The following is a 19314-nucleotide window of genomic DNA, read 5'->3' as shown; positions in this document are numbered from 1 at the left end:
GGGTCCTGGGCAAGGCGTCGAACGGCGTGGCTGATGACCGTGGAGCCGGAGGCGAGGCCCGCACGTCCTCGATGAGCCGCCAGGTGTCGCGCCGGGCGCGCGGGTCGAACCCGGTGGTCAGTTCGTCGAGGACCACCACGCGCGGGCTGCCGATGAGCGCGAGCGCGATGAACACACGCTGCTTCTGACCGCCGCTCAGCTTGCCGAAGCGGGTGGTGAGCTTCTCGGTGAGGCCGAGACGTTCGGCGAGCGGGCGCCGGTCGGCGGGGTGCGGGCAGAAGGAGGCGTAAGGCTCCAGCGCCTCGCGCACGGTGAGCTTGGCCTGCAGCTCGCTCTGCTGCAGCTGGGCACCGAGGACGCGGGACAGCTGCTCGTGGTCGGCCACGGGGTCGAGACCGGCGACCTGGACGCGGCCCGCGGCCCGTCGCGCTCGAACGGGCATCAGCCGATCGGTTGATGGCACCGTACGACCCCTCGAACACTCCCCCAAGCTCTCGGCTTCGCTCGAGCAGGGAGGACCCCCAGGTCGTAGGACCACCGGCGGATCCGGGTCCGGCCAAAACTCGGTGGGCACTGTCAGTGCCGATCCGTAGGCTCGCCGATGATGCCCACACAACATGTAACGCCCAGGGACCATTCCGCCGTTCGCACCCTGCTGCGCCTGTGGCCGTATGTGCGGCCGGTGCGGGTGCGGCTGTTCACCGCCGCGTTCGTCGCGATCGTCGCGTCCTGCGTGGGCCTCGTGATCCCGCTCGTCCTGAAGTGGATGGTGGACGGGCCGGTCGCCGACCGGGACCCGGCGGGCGTATGGCTCGGCGCGCTGTATCTGCTGCTGCTCGGGATCGCCGAGGCGGTGCTCTTCGGGATACGGCGGTGGCTGGTGGCGCGGCCGCTGTCCCGGGTCGAGGCGGACATGCGGGCGGATCTGTACCGGCATCTGCAGCGGCTGCCGGTCTCCTTCCACGACCGCTGGGCATCGGGGCAGCTGCTGTCACGGGGTACGACGGATCTGATGCTGCTGCGCCAGTTCCTCGCCTTCCCACTGACGTTCCTGCTGGTCAACGGTGTGACGATCCTTGTGGGCGTGATCATCATGCTGCTCCAGGACTGGACGCTCGGGCTGGTCATCCTGGGGCCCGGCATCCCGGTCGTGGTCATGTGCGCGCTGTTCGAGCGGCGGTACGCGGAGGTGGCGCGCCGGGCGCAGGACCAGGTGGGCGATCTGACGACCGTGGTCGAGGAGAGCGTGCTCGGCATCCGGATCATCAAGGGGTTCGGCCGGCACCGCAGCCAGGCGCGGGCGTTCCGGGAGCTGTCGGGGACGCTGCGCGGTACGGAGCTGTCGAAGGCGCGGCTGCTGGCGTCGATCTGGGCGGTCATCGTCACGCTGCCGGAGCTGGCGATCGGGGCGGCGCTGGTGCTCGGGACGGTTCAGGTGGCGGACGGGAACTTGTCCGCGGGGACGTTGGTGGCGTTTCTGTCGACGGCGCTTGCTCTGCGGTGGCCGGTGGACTCGATCGGGTTCCTGCTGGCGATGAGTCAGGAAGCGGCTACGGCCACGGAGCGGTACTTCGAGGTGATGGACGAGGAGCCGGAGACCGCTGGGGGCGCTCGTGCCGCCGGGGCGGCGCAAGTGCCGACGGCTGCGGACGGACTGCGCTTCGACAACGTCCGGTTCCGCTACCCCGACGCCCCCGCCGGCTCACCCGCCATCCTCGACCGCGTCGACCTCCATGTCCGCACCGGCGAGACCATGGCCCTCGTCGGTGCCACCGGCAGCGGCAAGACCACCCTCACCGCGCTCATCCCCCGTCTGCACGAGGTGACTTCGGGGCGGATCACGCTGGACGGCGAGGACATCACGGCCATGTCCCGCGAAGACCTGCGTTCCAGGGTGGCCGTCGCCTTCGAGGAACCCACCCTCTTCTCCACCACGGTCGGCGACAACGTTCTCATGGGCGCCCCGGCGGACGCCGGTGAGCCGGAGCTGGAGCGCGCCCTCGGCATCGCGCAGGCAGACTTCGCGTACTCCCTCCCCCAGGGCACAGGGACCCAGGTCGGCGAGCAGGGACTCAGCCTCTCCGGCGGCCAGCGCCAGCGCCTCGCGCTGGCCCGCGCGGTCGTCGGCAGCCCCCGTTTCCTGGTCCTCGACGACCCTCTCTCCGCCCTGGACGTGCACACGGAGGCCGCGGTCGAGGCGGCCCTGCGCCGCGTCCTCGACGGGACGACCGCCCTGGTCGTTGCGCACCGCCCGTCCACGGTCCTGCTCGCCGACCGCGTCGCCCTGCTCTCCGGCGGCCGAATCGCGGCCGTCGGCACCCACCAGGAACTGCTGCGTACGAACGCCGAGTACGCCCATCTGATGTCCGGAGACTCCGAGGACAGCGAGGAGGCCCGATGACGGCGCCCTTGACGACCGCGCCGAACAACGAGGGGAACGAGGAGAACGACGACAACAAGGCCGCGACTCGGGACCGGCCCGCTCCCGAGCCCGCCGCCTCCGGCGACCCCTTCGACCGCGACACCCTCCCCACACCCCCGGGTGCCACGGCCGCGCTGCTGCGTTCACTGCTCGCCCCGCTCAGGCCCAGGGTCGTCCTGACCTGTGTGCTGCTCCTGCTCCAGCAGGCGGCGGTACAGGTGGGCCCGCTGCTGGTGGCGTACGCCATCGACCGCGCCGTACCGGCGTTCCGGGACGGCGACCACGGTCCGCTGATCGCGGTGGCGGTCGGGTACCTGCTGTCCGCCGTGGCCTCCGGCGGGCTCCAGTACGCGTTCATCGTCGCCTCGGCCCGCGTGAACCAGGACGTGCTGCTCGATCTGCGCGGCCGGATCTTCCGCCATGCGCAGGCGCTGAGCATCGACTTCCACGAGCGCTACACCTCGGGCCGGCTGATCTCCCGCTCCACGACGGACGTCGAGTCGCTGCGCGAACTGCTCAGCGAGGGCCTCCAGGAACTGGTCACGGTCATCCTGTCGTTCGTCTACATCTCGGTGATGCTGCTCTGGCTGGACCTCGGCCTGGGCGCGGTGGCGGTGGCGTCCCTCGTGCCGCTGTACTGGCTCGTGCGTGTCTACCGGCGCCGGGCGGGGCGGATCTTCCGCCTCCGGTCGACCGCGATCGCCGCGGTCATCGTGAAGTTCGCGGAGACGATGAACGGCATCCGGCCGGTGCGCGCGTTCCGCCGCGAGGAGGCCAACGACGCCGACTTCCGCGCCCTGAACAAGCGGCACGCGCAGACCAACGGCGACGCGCTCCTGGAGATGGCCCGCTATGTCACCGGCTCCCGGCTGGTGGCCAACGCGGCGGTGGCCGGAATCGTGCTGTGGGGCGCGTACCGGGTGGCGGAGGGGTCGCTGGCGCTGGGTGTGCTGGCGGCCGCGGTCCTCTACCTCCGGCGCCTGTACGACCCCATCGACCGGCTGGGCATGTTCCTCAACGCCTACCAGTCGGCCGCGGCCTCGCTGGAGAAGATTGCGGGGCTGCTGGCACAGACGCCGTCCGTGCCAGAGCCGTCGGCGCCCCGGCAGTTGCCCCCGCTCGAGAGTGAACACCCCGGGCGCGAGGTCGTGTTCGAGGACGTCAGGTTCGCGTACCGCACGGGCGGCGAGGTGCTGCCGAGCTTCTCGCTGACCCTGCCGGCCGGGCAGACGGTCGCGGTGGTTGGTGCCACGGGCGCCGGAAAGTCGACGCTCGCGAAGCTGCTCGCCCGCTTCTACGACCCCACGGACGGCCGGGTCCTGCTCGACGGCGTGGATCTGCGCGAGCTCGCCGTGCCCGAACTGCGGCGCGGGGTGGTGATGGTGACCCAGGAGGCCTTCCTGTTTTCCGGCACGGTCGCCGAGAACATCGCCATCGGCCGCCCGGACGCGACCCGGGAGGAGATCGAGCGGGCCGCGAAGGCGATCGGGGCCCACGATTTCATCAGCGCCCTGCCCGAGGGCTACGACACCGACGTACGCAAGCGCGGCGGCCGCATCTCGGCCGGTCAGCGTCAACTCGTCGCGTTTGCACGGGCGTTGCTCGCCGACCCGGCGGTGCTGATCCTCGACGAGGCGACCAGTTCCCTGGACGTCCCCGGCGAACGGGCCGTGCAGCGGGCGATGGTGACGGTGCTGCGGGGCCGTACCGCCGTCGTGATCGCCCACCGGCTGTCGACGGTGGAGATCGCGGACCGCGTCCTGGTCATGGCGGACGGCCGCATCGTCGAGGACGGCAGCCCGGCCGAACTGATCGCGGGGACAGGACGGTTCGCGGATCTGCACCGGGCGTGGCGGGACAGTCTGGCGTGAGGGAACGGGGAAGCCGGGACGGATGATCGACGCGTACGAGGACCCCGGGACGCCCGACTGTCGTGGCGGCTGGCGGTATCTGTGGTGGCTTGTGTCGCGGCAGCCGTGGCGGTCCGTCGCGGGGGCGCTGCTCGGCAGTGTGTGGATGGTGCTGCTGTCGGCGACGCCGTATCTGATGGCCCGTGCGATCGACGAGGGCCTTCAGCCGGGTGACATGGGCGCGCTCGCCGGGTGGACCGCCGCGCTCGTCGTGGCCGGGGCCTTCAACGCCTGGCTGAGCATCATGCGGCACCGCGTGATGACCCGGGTGCGGATGGACGCCAACTTCCGCACGGTCAAGGTCGTCGTGGGGCAGGCGGTCCGGCTCGGGGCCGCGCTGCCGCGGCGGTCCGGGGCCGGCGAGGTGGTCACGATCGGCGTGGGCGATGTGCAGACGATCGCCGGAGCCCTGACGGTCGTCGGCCCCGGCGTCGGCGCGGTCGTCGCCTACCTGGTGGTCGCCGGGCTGCTGTTGTCGGTCTCCGCGCAGCTTGCCGCGGTCGTGCTGCTCGGCGTGCCGGTGATCGCCCTGATCGTCGGGCCGCTGATGGGGCGGTTGCAGGGCACCGAGGCGGAGTACCGGGAGCGGCAGGGCGTGCTGACCGCACGGATCGGCGACCTCGCGGGCGGGCTGCGCGTCCTCAACGGCCTTGGCGGAAAGGGGCTGTTCGCGGACGTCTTCCGCCGGGACTCCCGGCGGCTGCGGGAGCAGGGCTACCGGGTCGGGGCGGTGACCAGCTGGATGCAGGCGCTCGGGGTGGGGCTGCCGACGCTGTTCCTCGCCGTCGTGACCTGGCAGGCGGCCCGCCTGGCCGCCCAGGGGGCCATCACGGTGGGCGAGTTGGTGGCGGTGTACGGGTATGTCGCCGTGATGGTGCGTCCGGTGGCGTTCTTCATCGAATGCGGTTACCAGCTCAGCCGGGGCGTGGTGGCCGCCCGGCGCGTCGTACGGCTGCTGCGGCTGGAGCCGGAGCCCGACGAGGGCACGTGTGACGCGCCCGCGGAACCGTCCGTGCTGCACGACCCGGAGTCCGGGGTGCGGGTGCTGCCCGGACGGCTGACCGCGCTGGCCGGGGCATGGCCCGGGGACGCCGTGGCCGTCGTCGACCGCCTGGGCCGCTATGTCCCGTCGGAGGCGACCTGGGGTGGGGGGCGGCTGGACGAGATCCCGCTGCCGCTGGTGCGGGCGCGGATCCTGGTCGCCGACAACGAGGCCGATCTGTTCGCGGGGACGCTGCGGGAGCTGGTCGGCGGCCCGTCGCAACCCGATGACGCGGAGATCATGGAGGCGGTGCACGCCGCCGTCGCCGACGACATCGTGCAGGGCCTGCCGGAAGGGACGGGCGCGGCGATCGACGCGCAGGGACGCAACCTCTCCGGCGGCCAGCGGCAGCGCGTCCGGCTGGTACGGGCGCTGCTGGCCGACCCGGAGGTGCTGCTGGCCGTCGAGCCCACGTCGGCGCTCGACGCGCACACCGAGGCGGCGGTCGCGGACCGGCTGCGGGCCGCGCGCGAGGGCCGTACGACCGTGGTGACCACCACTTCTCCGCTGGTGCTGGACCGTGCGGACACCGTGTACTACCTGGTCGACGGCAAGGTCGCGGCGACCGGGAGTCATCAGCGGCTGCTGGCGGCGGAGCCGGGGTATCGGGCGCTGGTGGCGCGGGACACCGACACTGCTGCTGCCGAGGAGGCCGTGGGGTGAGCCGGGGACAACTGCCCGTCGCCGAGCCCGTCGACGTGCGCCGGGCCGCCGTACGACTGGTGCGGGCCGACGGGCGGGCCTTCGCCGCCGCGCTGGCCCTGAACGCGGCGGCGGCCGGTGCGGGGCTGGCCGGGCCGTGGCTGCTCGGGCGGATCGTCGACGAGGTCCGGGCCGGGGGCGGCGTCGCGGCCGTGGACCGGACGGCGCTCGACATCCTGCTGTGCTCGCTGGCGCAGCTGCTGCTGGCGCGCTGGGCCCGGTATGTGGGGCACCGCTTCGGGGAGCGGTCGCTGGCGCGGGTGCGCGAGGAGTTCGTCGACCGGGCTCTTGCGCTGCCCGCGTCGGTGGTGGAGCGGGCCGGCACCGGTGATCTGACGGCGCGAGGCACCGCCGATGTGGCCACCGTCGGCACCACACTGCGGGACGCCGGCCCCGAGCTGCTGATCAATATCGCGCAGGCGCTGTTCCTGCTCGGCGCGGTGTTCGCGCTCGACCCCCTGCTCGGTGCCATCAGCCTGTTCGGCCTCGTCCCCATCTGGTGCGTGCTGCGCTGGTATCTGCACCGGGCGCGGGACGGCTACCTCGCCGAGGGAGAGGCCAACTCCCAGGTTGCGGAGATCCTGGCGGCAACCGCGTCCGGGGCGCGCACGGTGGAGGCGTTCCGGCTCCAGGAGCGTCGGGTGGCGACGAGCCGGGACGCGCTGGAGACCTCCCGGCGCAGACGCCTGTACACGCTGTACCTGCGGTCCGTGTTCTTCCCGGTGGTGGAGGTGTCGTACGTCCTTCCCGTGGCCGCGGTGCTGCTGGCCGGCGGAGTGCTGCATGCGCACGGGGCGATGAGCCTGGGGTCGGTGGTGGCGGCCGCGGTCTATCTGCAGCAGTTCAGCTCGCCCCTGGACGAGATCCTGATGCGGGTCGAGCAGTTGCAGAGCAGCGGCGCGTCCTTCGCCCGGGTGGAGGGGCTCGCCCATGCCCCGCACTCCGCTCCGGACAGTGCGTCGGCCGTCCCCGCGGACGACCGGATCGACGTGACGGACGTGCGCTACGCCTACGACCGCGGCGGCGAAGTGCTGCGCGGGGTCGACCTGACCGTGCGGCCCGGGGAGCGGCTGGCTGTCGTCGGACCCTCGGGAGCAGGGAAGACCACCTTGAGCAGACTGCTGGCGGGCATCGACGCGCCCAGCGCGGGCTCGGTGACGGTCGGCGGGGTGCCGATCGCCGGTCTCGGGCCGGAGCGGCTGCGCCGCCAGGTCGTCCTGGTCACCCAGGAGCACCACGTCTTCCTCGGCTCGGTCCGCGACAACCTGCGGATCGCCGAACCGTCCGCCATGGACGAGGAACTGTGGGCGGCGCTCACCGCGGTGGGCGCCGACGACTGGGTACGGGAGCTGCCGGACGGCCTCGACACCGAGCTGGGCACGGCGGGTTGCCCCACGGACGGCTCCCAGGCCCAGCAACTCGCCCTCGCCAGGGTGGTGCTGGCCGACCCGCACACCCTGATCCTCGACGAGGCGACGGCGCTCCTCGACCCGACGACCGCCCGCCACACCGAACGCGCGCTGGCCGCCGTCCTCGAAGGCCGGACCGTCATCGCCATCGCGCACCGGCTGCACACCGCGCACGACGCGGACCGCGTCGCGGTGATGGAGTCCGGCCGCCTGACGGAACTCGGCACCCACGAGGAACTGGTCGCGGCGAACGGCGCATACGCGGCCCTGTGGCGGACGTGGCACGGAGAGGCGGACGCTTCGTAGCCAACCCCGGCAAACGCTCCGTATAGCGGACATGACCACCCGGACAACGGACGATTTCCGGACAACTTCTTGACGCGCCCCTGACAGTAAGCGCAGTCAGCTGACACGCTTCCCACGGCCACTCCACAGCAACCTCACCGTTCCATCGCCGTGCCGTGGCCCGTGCCCTTCATGCACCTGGTTCCGCGTTCAGCCCTGTTCTGCCCGGACGGCTGACCATCCGTCCGGTCTCCCCTGGCCGCGCGATCCGCGGCCACGCAGAAGGAGTCAGTGTTGAGAAGCAGTTCCTCTCGCAGACGCACCCCCCACACCCCCCGTCGTGCCGCGGCCGTCGCCCTCGTCGGCGTCTCCGCCCTGCTGGCCGCCGCGGTCCAGTCCGGCGCCGCGAACGCCGCCCCGGCCGGGCCCTCCGCCGGGAAGATCAACCCCGCGCACGCGGCCCTCAAGCTCTCCCCCTCGCAGCGCTCCGAGCTGATCCGTGACGCCGACGCGGCGAAGGCGGACACCGCCCGGTCCATAGGCCTCGGCTCGCAGGAGAAGCTGGTCGTCAAGGACGTCCTCAAGGACGCCGACGGCACGCTCCACACGCGCTACGAGCGCACCTACGCCGGCCTTCCCGTCCTCGGCGGCGACCTCATCGTCGACACGGCGAGGTCGGGACAGACCGAGCGGGTCGTCAAGGCCACGCAGGCCACCATCCAGGTCGCCTCGCTCACGCCCGCGATCGCCGCCTCGAAGGCGGAGAAGCAGGCGCTGTCCGTCGCCAGGGCGGCGGGCTCGACGAAGACCGGCGCCGACGTCGCGCCCCGCAAGGTGATCTGGGCGGCGAGCGGCAAGCCGGTGCTGGCGTACGAGACGGTGATCGGGGGGTTCCAGGACGACGGCACCCCGAACCAGCTGCACGTCATCATCGACGCCGCCACGGGCAAGGAGCTCTTCCGCCACCAGGGCATCGAGACCGGCGTCGGCAACACCCAGTACAGCGGCCAGGTCAGCCTGACCACCACGCAGTCGGGTTCGACGTACACGCTGAACGACGGCTCGCGCGGCGGCCACAAGACGTACAACCTCAACCACGGCACGTCCGGCACCGGCACGCTGTTCTCCCAGTCGAACGACACCTGGGGCAACGGCACCACGTCGAACGCCGCGACCGCGGGCGCCGACGCGCACTACGGCGCCTCCGTGACCTGGGACTTCTACAAGAACACCTTCGGGCGCAGCGGCATCAAGAACGACGGCCAGGCGGCCTACTCCCGGGTCCACTACGGCAACGCGTACGTGAACGCGTTCTGGGACGACAGCTGCTTCTGCATGACGTACGGCGACGGGTCGAACAACGCCGATCCGCTGACCTCGCTGGACGTGGCGGGCCACGAGATGAGCCACGGCGTCACGTCGAACACGGCGGGCCTCGACTACAGCGGTGAGTCCGGCGGTCTGAACGAGGCCACCTCGGACATCATGGGTACCGGGGTGGAGTTCTACGCCAACAACTCGTCCGACCCCGGTGACTACCTCATCGGCGAGAAGATCAACATCAACGGCGACGGCACCCCGCTGCGCTACATGGACAAGCCCAGCAAGGACGGCTCGTCCAAGGACAGCTGGTACTCGGGGCTCGGAGGGCTCGACGTCCACTACTCGTCGGGTCCCGCGAACCACTTCTTCTACCTGCTGAGCGAGGGCAGCGGCGCCAAGGTCATCAACGGCGTGAGCTACAACTCGCCGACGGCGGACGGCCTTCCGGTCACCGGCATCGGGCGCGACAAGGCGCTGCAGATCTGGTACCGGGCGCTCACCACGAAGTTCACCTCGACCACCAACTACGCGAGCGCCCGCACCGGCACCCTCGCGGCGGCGGGCGAGCTGTACGGCACCTCCAGCGCCGAGTACAAGGCGGTGCAGGACGCATGGGCGGGCGTCGCGGTCGGGTCGCGCTCCGGTGGGGGCGGCGGCGGTGGCGGCACGTCGTACGAGAACAACTCCCCGGTGTCCATCCCGGACAACGGGCCGGCGGTCACGTCGTCGATCACCGTGTCCGGCAGGACCGGAAACGCGCCGAGCAACCTCCAGGTGAGCGTCGACATCACGCACACCTGGCGCGGTGATCTGGTGATCGATCTGGTCGGCCCCTCGGGTACCTCGTACCGTCTGAAGAACTTCAGCTCGTCCGACTCGGCGGACGACGTCAAGGAGACCTACACGGTCAACGCGTCCTCCGAACAGGCCAATGGCACCTGGAAGTTGAAGGTCCAGGACCAGGCGGCGCAGGACGTCGGCACCATCAACGGCTGGAAGCTGACCTTCCCGTAAACCGCGCTCCCGAGCGGCACGGACAGGGCGCCGTCCCGGGGGCTCGACACCCCCGGGCGGCGCCCGTTTACATTCCCGCAACGTTAACCGGTCAGTTGATTTTCGGCCAACATCACTTTGAGGTCCTGACATGTACGCGTCCTTGATGTCACGCTTCCTCAGCTGCCGCACACGCACCGCAACTTCACAACCGTTCCGGACGGTATCCCCACTCCGCCCGGATTCCCCCACATAAGGAGCTTGTGTGACTCCCCGCTACGCGCGTCACAAGCGCACCACTCTGGCCATCGCCACCGCCGTTGCCGCCGGAGCCCTCCTCACCACTGGTCTGACCATCAGTGCCTCGGCCCAGAGCCCGGCCGAGTCCACCGGCAAGGCCCCTCTCGCCGCAGCCCCGGCCGCGCTGTCCGCCGCGGCCCGCACCTCGCTCATCCAGACGGCCCAGGCCGACGTCGCCGAGACCGCGCAGAAGATAGGACTCGGCACCAAGGAGAAGCTGGTCGTCAAGGACGTCGTCAAGGACGCCGACGGCACGGTGCACACCCGCTACGAGCGCACCTACGCCGGCCTCCCGGTCCTCGGCGGCGACCTCGTCGTCCACACCGCGAAGTCGGGCAGGACCGAGGGCGTGACCAGAGCGACCAACGCGACCATCAAGGTGGCCTCGCTCAAGCCGCAGATCACCGCCGCGAAGGCCGAGAAGCAGGCCGTGAGCGCCGCCAAGACGCTGGGCTCCGCCAAGTCCTCCGCCGACGGTGCCCGCAAGGTCATCTGGGCCGGGTCCGGCAAGCCCGTCCTCGCCTACGAGACGATCGTCGGCGGCCTCCAGGACGACGGCACCCCGAACCAGCTGCACGTCATCACCGACGCGGCCACCGGCAAGAAGCTCTTCGAGTACCAGGGCATCGAGAACGCGACCGGCACCGGCAAGACGCTGTACTCGGGCACCGTCAGCCTCACCACCACACAGTCGGGCTCGTCGTACAACCTGACCGACAGCACCCGCGGCGGTCACAAGACCTACAGCCTGGCCCGCAAGACGTCCGGCAAGGGCACCCTGGTCAGCAACTCGACCAACACCTTCGGCACCGGCACCGCCTCCAGCTCCTCCAGCGACCAGACGGCCGCCGCCGACGCGGCCTACGGCGCGCAGGAGACCTGGGACTTCTACAAGAACACCTTCGGCCGCAGCGGCATCAAGAACGACGGCCAGGCGGCCTACTCCCGCGTCCACTACGGCAGCTCGTACGTGAACGCGTTCTGGGACGACAGCTGCTTCTGCATGACCTACGGCGACGGTGAGAACAACACCGACCCGCTGACGTCGCTGGACGTGGCCGGGCACGAGATGAGCCACGGCGTCACCGCCAACACCGCGGGCCTGGACTACAGCGGCGAGTCCGGCGGCCTGAACGAGGCGACCTCGGACATCTTCGGCACGGGCGTCGAGTTCTACGCCAACAACGCGTCCGACCCCGGTGACTACCTCATCGGCGAGAAGATCAACATCAACGGCGACGGCACCCCGCTGCGCTACATGGACAAGCCCAGCAAGGACGGCAGTTCGGCCGACTCCTGGTCCTCCTCCGTCGGCGACCTGGACGTCCACTACTCGTCCGGTGTCGCGAACCACTTCTTCTACCTCCTGTCGGAGGGCAGCGGCGCGAAGACGATCAACGGGGTCTCGTACAACTCCCCGACCTCCAACGGCTCCAAGGTCACCGGTATCGGCCGGGACAAGGCGTTGCAGATCTGGTACAAGGCGCTGACGACGTACTTCACGTCGACCACCGACTACTCGGGCGCCCGCTCGGGCACCCTGAAGGCGGCGGCCGACCTGTACGGCTCCAGCAGCACCGAGTACAAGACGGTGGCGGCGGCCTGGTCCGCGGTCAACGTGAGCTAGTGCGCGCGTAGCGACGCTACGGCCCCCGGCGGGAAGTCGACGCCGGGGGCCGCCCTACGCTGGGGTCTTATGTCTTTGACGGACTTCACGTACGAGGATGTCGGGGCGACCCGCAAGTCCGGCCACTGCCCCGAGGGCTTCCGTCCCCTGCATGTCCGCACGCGCATCGGCGAGGGCCAGGAGGTGTTCCGCCGCGCGTCCGAGGCGCTCATGACCTGGGAGATGCACCGGGCCATGGGCGTGGGGGTCGCCGCCACCGAGGACAGGGCCGCCACCGGGGTCGACGTGACCATCACCCTCGCGGGCGTGATCAAGGCCCCCTGCCGCGTGGTCTGGACGGTCGAGGAACAGCGCCGCGCGGGCTGGGCGTACGGCACGCTGCAGGGCCACCCGGAGTGCGGTGAGGAGGCCTTCGTCGTGGACCGCACCGGCGACGGCACGGTCTGGCTGACGATCACGGCCTTCAGCCGCCCGGCCAAGTGGTACACAAGGGCGGGCGGCCCGGCGACACGAGGCCTGCAGCATGCGTACGCGCGGCGGTGCGGGGCGGTACTGCGGCGGTTGTGCGCCACGGACGAGTAGCTCTCCGCCTACTCCGCAAGGACTAGGGACGGTCCCCGATGCCCGTACCGCGGGCCTTTGCCTATCCTCCCGATCAACGCCGCTGTTTACGGCCATGGGGGGCGCGTTGAAGGCTGTGGTGCAGGACCGCTATGGATCGCCCGACGTACTGGAGGTCAGGGACGTCGAGCAGCCGGTCGCGGGTGAAGGGGAGGTGCTCGTGCAGGTGCGGGCGGCCTCGGTGAACGCGTACGACTGGCATTTCATGCGCGGAGACCCGTACCTCTTCGCGCGGCCCGCCATCGGGTTCAGGGCGCCCAGGGCGAAGATCCGGGGCCGGGACTTCGCGGGGGTTGTGGAAACCGTCGGAAAGGGGGTGACGGGGCTGCAGCCCGGAGACGAGGTGTTCGGGGAGGTCGACGGAACCTTCGCCGAGTACGTCTCCGTCCCGGAATCCCAGATCGAGCGGAAGCCCGCCTCCCTCACCTTCGAGCAGGCCGCCGCCGTGCCCCTCGCCGGGAACACCGCCCTCATGGGACTGCGGGACAAGGGGCGGGTACAGCCCGGGCAGCGGGTTGTCATCAACGGCGCGTCCGGGGGTGTCGGTTCCTTCGCCGTGCAGATCGCCAAGGCGCTCGGCGCCGAGGTGACGGCCGTGTGCAGCGCGAGGAACGCCGAATTCGTGCGGACCCTCGGCGCCGACCACGTCGTCGACTACGCCCGGGAGGACTTCACCCGGAGCGGACAACGCCACGACGTCGTCCTCGACTTCGTGGCGAACCGTCCCCTGCACGACCTCCGACGCGCGCTCACCCCCACGGGGACGCTGGTCCTCGGTGGCGGCGGCGCGCCCGGACGTCTGCTCGGCCCTGCCGGTCTCATGCTCGGGGCCGTCGCTCTCTCCCCGTTCGTACGGCAGCGGCTGCTCCCCCTCATAGGACCCGCGCCCAGCAAGGAGAACCTGGTGGCGCTGAGAGACCTCACCGAGTCCGGCAAGGTCTCCCCGGTCATCGAGCGCACCTACCCGCTGAGCGAAGCCCCCGAGGCCATCCGGTACCTCGAGGGGGAACACGCACGGTCGAAGATCGTCATCACCGTGTGAGGCACATGCCGGCCAGAGGTCCGATCAGCGGGCCGACACGGACGCGATGACGGCGTTCACCGCATCAACACCCCCGCCGCCTCCCCCGACTCCTCCGGCGGCGCCGCCACCAGGCCCAGTTCCGCACCGGACGCCAGCAGCCGATGGGCAGGCAGAATGCGCACGGTGTAACCGAACGGCCCCGTGCGGTCCAGGGACAGCGGGCCCTCGTACACCCAGCGTCCCTCCAGGTCCGGTCCGCCCGCCGGTTTCAGCGCTGTCGCCGTCGCGTCCGTGATGCCGTCCTCCATGTCGACGCGCCCCGACACAGCCTGGACCTCGACGTCGTCGGGCGTCAGATCACCGAGGCCGATGCGGACCCGCAGTGAGAGTGTGGTGCCCAGTTCCGCCGTCGCCGTGGCCGCCGACGTCTCGACGTGGTCGACCGTGACGGCCGGCCAGGCCGCCCGTACCCGCGACTTCCAGACCGCCAGCTCGCGCGCCGCGTCCGGGGTCATCGACCGGTGCGCATGGGCCGCCGGGGTGTACAGACGCTCCACATACTCGCGGACCATCCGCCCGGCCAGCACCTTCGGGCCCAGGTGCATCAGGGTCTGGCGGACCATCTCGATCCAGCGGTCCGGCAGTCCGCCCTGGCCACGCTCGTAGAAACGCGGCGCCACCCGCTGCTCCAGCAGGTCGTACAGGGCCGCCGCCTCCAGGTCGTCACGCCGGTCCTCGTCGGTCGCCGTGCCGTCGGCGGTGGGGATCGCCCAGCCGAAATCGGGCTGGAACCACTCGTCCCACCAGCCGTCCAGCACCGACAGATTGAGACAGCCGTTGAGCGCCGCCTTCATACCGCTCGTTCCGCAGGCCTCCAGCGGGCGCAGGGGGTTGTTCAGCCATACGTCGCAGCCCGGGTAGAGCTTCTGTGCCATCGCCATGCCGTAGTCGGGGAGGAAGACGATGCGGTGGCGTACCCGCGGGTCGTCCGCGAACCGGACCAGCTCCTGGATCAGGCGCTTTCCGCCGTCGTCCGCGGGGTGGGCCTTCCCGGCCACGACGATCTGAATCGGACGCTCCGGGTGCAGCAGCAGCTCCATCAGCCGGTCCCGGTCGCGGAGCATCAACGTCAGACGTTTGTACGACGGCACACGGCGGGCGAAGCCGATCGTCAGGACGTCGGGGTCCAGCACCCCGTCGATCCAGCCGAGTTCGGCCGTCCCGGCGCCACGCTGCCGCCAGGACGCGTACAGCCGCTTGCGCACCTCCAGCACCAACTGCTCGCGCAGCACCCGGCGCAGGTCCCAGATGTCCTGGCCGGCGATCTCCGCGACCGCCTCCCAGCGGTCCGTGCGACCGCCCACCGTCATGGCGTCCTCGGTGCGCTCCGCGCCGACCTGCCGCGCCCCCAGCCGGAACACCTCGGGCGCCACCCAGGTCGGCGCGTGCACACCGTTCGTCACGGACGTGATCGGCACCTCGTCCGGGTCGAAGCCCGGCCACAGGCCCGAGAACATCTCCCGGCTGACGTTGCCGTGGAGCAGGGACACGCCGTTGGCGCGCTGGCCCAGCCTGAGGCCCATCACCGCCATGTTGAAGAGGTTCGGCTCCCCGCCCGGGTACGTCTCCATCCCGAGCTGCAGGATCCGCTCCACCTCGATCCGTGCGAGCTCGGCGTCCGGGCCGAAGTGGCGGGCCACCAGCTCCCGGTCGAAGCGGTCGATGCCGGCCGGGACGGGGGTGTGGGTGGTGAAGACCGTACCGGCGCGCACGGCCTCCAGCGCGGAGTCGAAGTCCAGTCCGGCGTCGCACAGCTCGGCGATCCGCTCCAGGCCGAGGAAGCCGGCATGGCCCTCGTTGGTGTGGAACACCTCGGGATCGGGGTGCCCCGTCAGCCGGCAGTACGTGCGCACCGCGCGCACCCCGCCGATGCCGAGCAGCATCTCCTGGAGCAGCCGGTGCTCGCTGCCGCCGCCGTAGAGCCGGTCGGTGACGCCCCGTTCGCCGAGGCCGTTCTCCTCCACGTCCGAGTCGAGCATCAGCAGCGGGACCCGCCCCACCTGGGCGAGCCAGATACGGGCCTGGAGCCGGCGTCCGCCCGGCAGGCCCAGGGACACCTGTGCGGGGGTGCCGTCCGGCTCGCGCAGGGGCACCAGCGGCAGCTCGTTGGGGTCGAGCACCGGATAGTGCTCCTGCTGCCAGCCGTCCTGCGACAGCGTCTGCCGGAAGTAGCCGTGCCGGTACAGCAGGCCCACCCCGATCAGGGGCACGCCGAGGTCGCTGGCCGACTTCAGATGGTCGCCGGCGAGGATGCCGAGACCGCCGGAGTACTGGGGCAGCGCGGCCGTGATGCCGAACTCGGGCGAGAAGTAGGCGATGGCGGCGGGGAGGTCGGACGACTGGGGCTGGGACTGGTACCAGCGGTCGCCGCTCACGTAGTCGGTCAGATCGTCGGTGGCCGCGGCGAGGCGGCGCAGAAAGCGGCGGTCCTCCGCCAGCTCGGCGAGCCGGGCGGGCGGCACGCTCCCCAGCAGCCGCACCGGGTCGCCCTCGGAGGCGGCCCAGCGCTCGGGGTCGACGGACTGGAAGAGGTCACGGGTCTCCGCATGCCACGACCAGCGCAGATTGCGCGCGAGATCGCTCAGCGGGTGAAGGGCTTCGGGGAGGACGGGACGTACGGTGAACCTGCGGATGGCCTTCACGAGTTCCACCTTCACGGAGGCGTACGTGTCGTCTCCGACGGTACGCGGTCCGGTTCGCTCACCGCCGGGTTTGTACGCAGCCGGGTTGCGGTGACCGTCCCCGGGGCTACCCCCAGCCCCCGCTTTCGGCCTGAACAGCCTCGTGCTCAAGCGCCGGACGGGCCGAGACTGCCGTCCGAAAAACAACGCAACCTTTACACATCCGCCATAGCCGATATGGCCGATTCCGGCCACCTGGGCGACCTTGTGGCGGTTCACACCACACGAGAGGCTGCCCACTGGCGCACCGGCCGGCAACAGCCCGGGCGTGGATGGAACTCCGGCCGCCGTGCGTCGAGTCGAGGAGGGGAACTCACGTCATGGCACGGATGAGAAACGCGCGTCTGCGCTGGGCGGGCGGCCTCACCGCGGTCACCACGGTCGCGGCGCTCTCGGCCATCGCCCAGCCCGCGCAGGCCGCCCCGGAGGGGATGATCCTCGGCGCCGGAGCTCCCGGCGCCGTCAGCGGCAGCTACATCGTGACGCTCAAGGGGGGAACGGAGGCTCCGTCGGCCGTCGGCAAGGGCATCGCCGAGAAGTACGGGGCGAAAATAAGCCAGACCTACCGGACCGCGCTCAACGGATATGCGGTGAAGGTCAACGAGCAGCAGGCCAGGCGTCTCGCGGCGGACTCCCGCGTGGCCTCGGTCGTGCAGGACACCAGGGTCACCCTGGACCACTTCCAGAAGGACCCGCCCTCGTGGGGCCTGGACCGCATCGACCAGCCGAACCTGCCGCTCGACAAGGGCTACACCTGGCCCGAAGCGGCGGGCGCGGGCGTGACGGCGTACGTCATCGACACCGGCATCCGCATCTCGCACAAGGACTTCGGGGGCCGGGCGAGCTACGGCTGGGACTTCGTCGACAACGACAGTACCGCTGCCGACGGCAACGGCCACGGCACGCATGTGGCCGGAACCATCGCGGGCACCGAGTACGGGGTCGCCAAGCTGGCGAAGGTCGTCGCCGTGCGCGTCCTCGACAACACCGGCGCGGGCACGACGGCGCAGGTCATCGCGGGGATCGACTGGGTGACCAAGCACGCCAGGAAGCCCGCGGTGGCGAACCTCAGCCTGGGCGGCTACGCGAACGCCCAGCTGGACGCGGCCGTGCGCAACTCCATAGCCTCCGGCGTCACCTACGCGGTCGCCGGCGGCAACGACGGACTCCCGGCCGGCCTGTACTCCCCGGCCCGCGTCACACAGGCCATCACGGTCGGCGCCTGCGACCAGAAGGACACCCGGGCGAGCTTCTCCAACTGGGGTTCGAGCCTGGACCTGTTCGCCCCCGGCGTGGCGATCACCTCCGACTCGAACGCGAGCGACACGGGAATCGCCACCTTCTCCGGTACGTCGATGGCGACACCGCACGTCACGGGCGCCGCGGCGCTGTATCTGGCGGGCCGTCCCAAGGCCACTCCGGCGCAGGTGAGCCAGGCGCTCGTACAGCGGGCGGCCTCCGGGAAGATCAGGGGAGCGGGGATCGGCTCGCCGAACAAACTGCTTCAGGTGGACAACCCTTGACCCCTGCAAACCGGACTCGCGTAAACCAGAATTAACCGGACACGCGTACCCTTGCCGGCCTCGCCCCCCTCGGGTGGGGCCGGTCCTTTTCCGCTGTTCCGGAAGCGGCCGGTCTTGAAGGTAGACATACGCGTGAGTAGTTAACAAAGTGCCGGAATGCCCACCCGCACAGCATGGGAAGGCTCCTCCGGTAGACCTGCCGGCCCACCTCCCGACACCCCCATCCGCCCACCCACGTTGACGCGGACAGGAGCGGTCATGCCCCCGTCGCACCACTCGCCTGCACCCCCGGCATCCGGCACCGGCACCTCCCCCATGCGGAAGGCCGACGCCGTTCCCCCCGCCCCGCGGAAACCCGCCGCGGGCCCGAGTCCCACCCCGAGTCCGGGTCCCGCCGGGAGTCCGGGTCCCGCCGGGAGTCCGACCCCGGCCCCGGGCACAGATCCCACCCTCGGACGCATCCCCGTCCTGGACGTACGTCCCCTCGTCCACCAGGGCCGCCGTCCGGCCAAGGCGGTGGTGGGCGAGGAGTTCGAGATCTCCGCCACGGTCTTCCGCGAGGGCCACGACGCCGTCGCCGCCAATGTCGTCCTCAAGGACCCGGAGGGCCGCCCCGGCCCGTGGACGCCGATGCACGAACTCGCCCCCGGCACCGACCGCTGGGGCGCCACGGTCTGCGCACACAGCGAGGGGCACTGGACCTACGCCGTGGAGGCGTGGGGCGATCCGGTCGCCACCTGGCGGAAGCACGCCGGGATCAAGATCCCCGCGGGGATCGACACCGAGCTGGTCCTGGAGGAGGGCGCCCGGCTGTACGAACGCGCAGCCGCCGGCATCCCCGAGAACGAGGACCGGCAGGACGTGCTCCTCGCTGCGGTGGACGCCCTGCGCGACACCGGCCGCCCGGCCGCGTCCCGTCTGGCGGCGGCGTTGACGCCGGAGGTGGATGGGGTTCTGGCTCGTCATCCGTTGCGGGAGTTGGTGTCGTCGTCGGATCCGTTGCCGTTGGTGGTGGAGCGGGAGCGGGCGTTGTTCGGGGCGTGGTACGAGTTCTTCCCGCGGTCGGAGGGTACGCCTGAGCGGCCGCATGGGACGTTCCGGTCGGCGGCGCGGCGGCTTGAGGCGATCGCGGGAATGGGTTTCGACGTGGTGTATCTGCCGCCGATTCATCCGATCGGGGTGACGTTCCGCAAGGGGCGGAACAACAGTCTGTCGGCGGGTGCGGGGGATGTGGGGGTGCCCTGGGCGATCGGGTCGCCGGAGGGCGGGCATGATGCGGTGCACCCGGAGTTGGGGGGTATCGAGGATTTCGACTGGTTCGTGGGGCGGGCGCGGGATGTGGGGCTGGAGGTGGCTCTGGATTTCGCGTTGCAGTGTTCGCCGGATCATCCG

At 71.0% G+C, this 19314-nt stretch carries 11 protein-coding genes and 1 pseudogene; 10 read left to right on the top strand and 2 right to left on the bottom strand.

Annotated features, from left to right (window positions below):
* Nucleotides 1-55 precede the first annotated feature (55 nt).
* A pseudogene (locus ABT186_RS47915) lies at nucleotides 56-619 on the bottom strand (ATP-binding cassette domain-containing protein); the annotation flags it as partial.
* Between ABT186_RS47915 and ABT186_RS10230 the strand changes: the two are divergent.
* The 8 genes from ABT186_RS10230 (at nucleotide 605) to ABT186_RS10195 (ending at nucleotide 13676) form a co-directional block, all read left to right on the top strand.
* A complete protein-coding gene (locus ABT186_RS10230) occupies nucleotides 605-2401 on the top strand; it encodes an ABC transporter ATP-binding protein (RefSeq protein WP_351924539.1) in 1797 nt (598 codons plus the stop codon). The pseudogene ABT186_RS47915 and the gene ABT186_RS10230 overlap by 15 nt on opposite strands.
* Nucleotides 2398-4293 (top strand): ABC transporter ATP-binding protein, encoded by a 1896-nt coding sequence (locus ABT186_RS10225; RefSeq protein ID WP_351232547.1) that lies wholly within the window; start codon nucleotides 2398-2400, stop codon nucleotides 4291-4293. The genes ABT186_RS10230 and ABT186_RS10225 overlap by 4 nt, the downstream gene beginning before the upstream one ends.
* A 22-nt stretch (nucleotides 4294-4315) precedes the next feature.
* The gene (locus ABT186_RS10220; RefSeq protein ID WP_351232549.1) at nucleotides 4316-6037 is read left to right on the top strand and encodes an ABC transporter ATP-binding protein; all 1722 of its coding nucleotides are present in this window, start codon (nucleotides 4316-4318) and stop codon (nucleotides 6035-6037) included.
* Nucleotides 6034-7791 carry an ABC transporter ATP-binding protein gene (locus ABT186_RS10215; protein WP_351924465.1) on the top strand — a complete coding sequence of 586 codons (1758 nt, stop codon included), beginning with the start codon at nucleotides 6034-6036 and terminating at the stop codon, nucleotides 7789-7791. Before ABT186_RS10220 ends, ABT186_RS10215 begins: the two co-directional genes overlap by 4 nt.
* A gap of 273 nt (nucleotides 7792-8064) precedes the next feature.
* Nucleotides 8065-10107 (top strand): M4 family metallopeptidase, encoded by a 2043-nt coding sequence (locus ABT186_RS10210; RefSeq protein ID WP_351232553.1) that lies wholly within the window; start codon nucleotides 8065-8067, stop codon nucleotides 10105-10107.
* Between the two features lie 244 nt (nucleotides 10108-10351).
* On the top strand, nucleotides 10352-12013 hold the full coding sequence (locus tag ABT186_RS10205) for a M4 family metallopeptidase (protein ID WP_351232554.1): 1662 nt from the start codon (nucleotides 10352-10354) through the stop codon (nucleotides 12011-12013).
* Between the two features lie 69 nt (nucleotides 12014-12082).
* Nucleotides 12083-12595: a DUF1990 domain-containing protein gene (locus ABT186_RS10200; RefSeq protein ID WP_351232556.1), complete on the top strand. Its 513-nt coding sequence runs from the start codon at nucleotides 12083-12085 to the stop codon at nucleotides 12593-12595.
* Nucleotides 12596-12701: 106 nt separating this feature from the next.
* Nucleotides 12702-13676, top strand: a complete 975-nt coding sequence (locus ABT186_RS10195) for an NAD(P)-dependent alcohol dehydrogenase (protein ID WP_351924463.1) — start codon at nucleotides 12702-12704, stop codon at nucleotides 13674-13676.
* 56 nt (nucleotides 13677-13732) lie between these two features.
* Here the strand turns inward: ABT186_RS10195 and ABT186_RS10190 are convergent, their stop codons facing one another.
* Nucleotides 13733-16360, bottom strand: a complete 2628-nt coding sequence (locus ABT186_RS10190) for a glycosyltransferase family 1 protein (protein WP_351232560.1) — start codon at nucleotides 16358-16360, stop codon at nucleotides 13733-13735.
* 359 nt (nucleotides 16361-16719) lie between these two features.
* Between ABT186_RS10190 and ABT186_RS10185 the strand changes: the two genes are divergently transcribed.
* Together ABT186_RS10185 and ABT186_RS10180 are read left to right on the top strand one after the other, a co-directional pair.
* A complete protein-coding gene (locus ABT186_RS10185) occupies nucleotides 16720-17922 on the top strand; it encodes a S8 family peptidase (protein ID WP_351232562.1) in 1203 nt (400 codons plus the stop codon).
* A gap of 258 nt (nucleotides 17923-18180) precedes the next feature.
* A partial coding sequence (locus ABT186_RS10180) for a maltotransferase domain-containing protein (protein WP_351924461.1) occupies nucleotides 18181-19314 on the top strand: 1134 nt, incomplete at its 3' end.

This window comes from Streptomyces sp. NPDC001634 (genome assembly GCF_040298185.1).
GTDB lineage: Bacteria > Actinomycetota > Actinomycetes > Streptomycetales > Streptomycetaceae > Streptomyces.
Note: the sequence above shows the minus strand (reverse complement) of the source record. Positions and strands in the feature narration are given on the sequence as shown.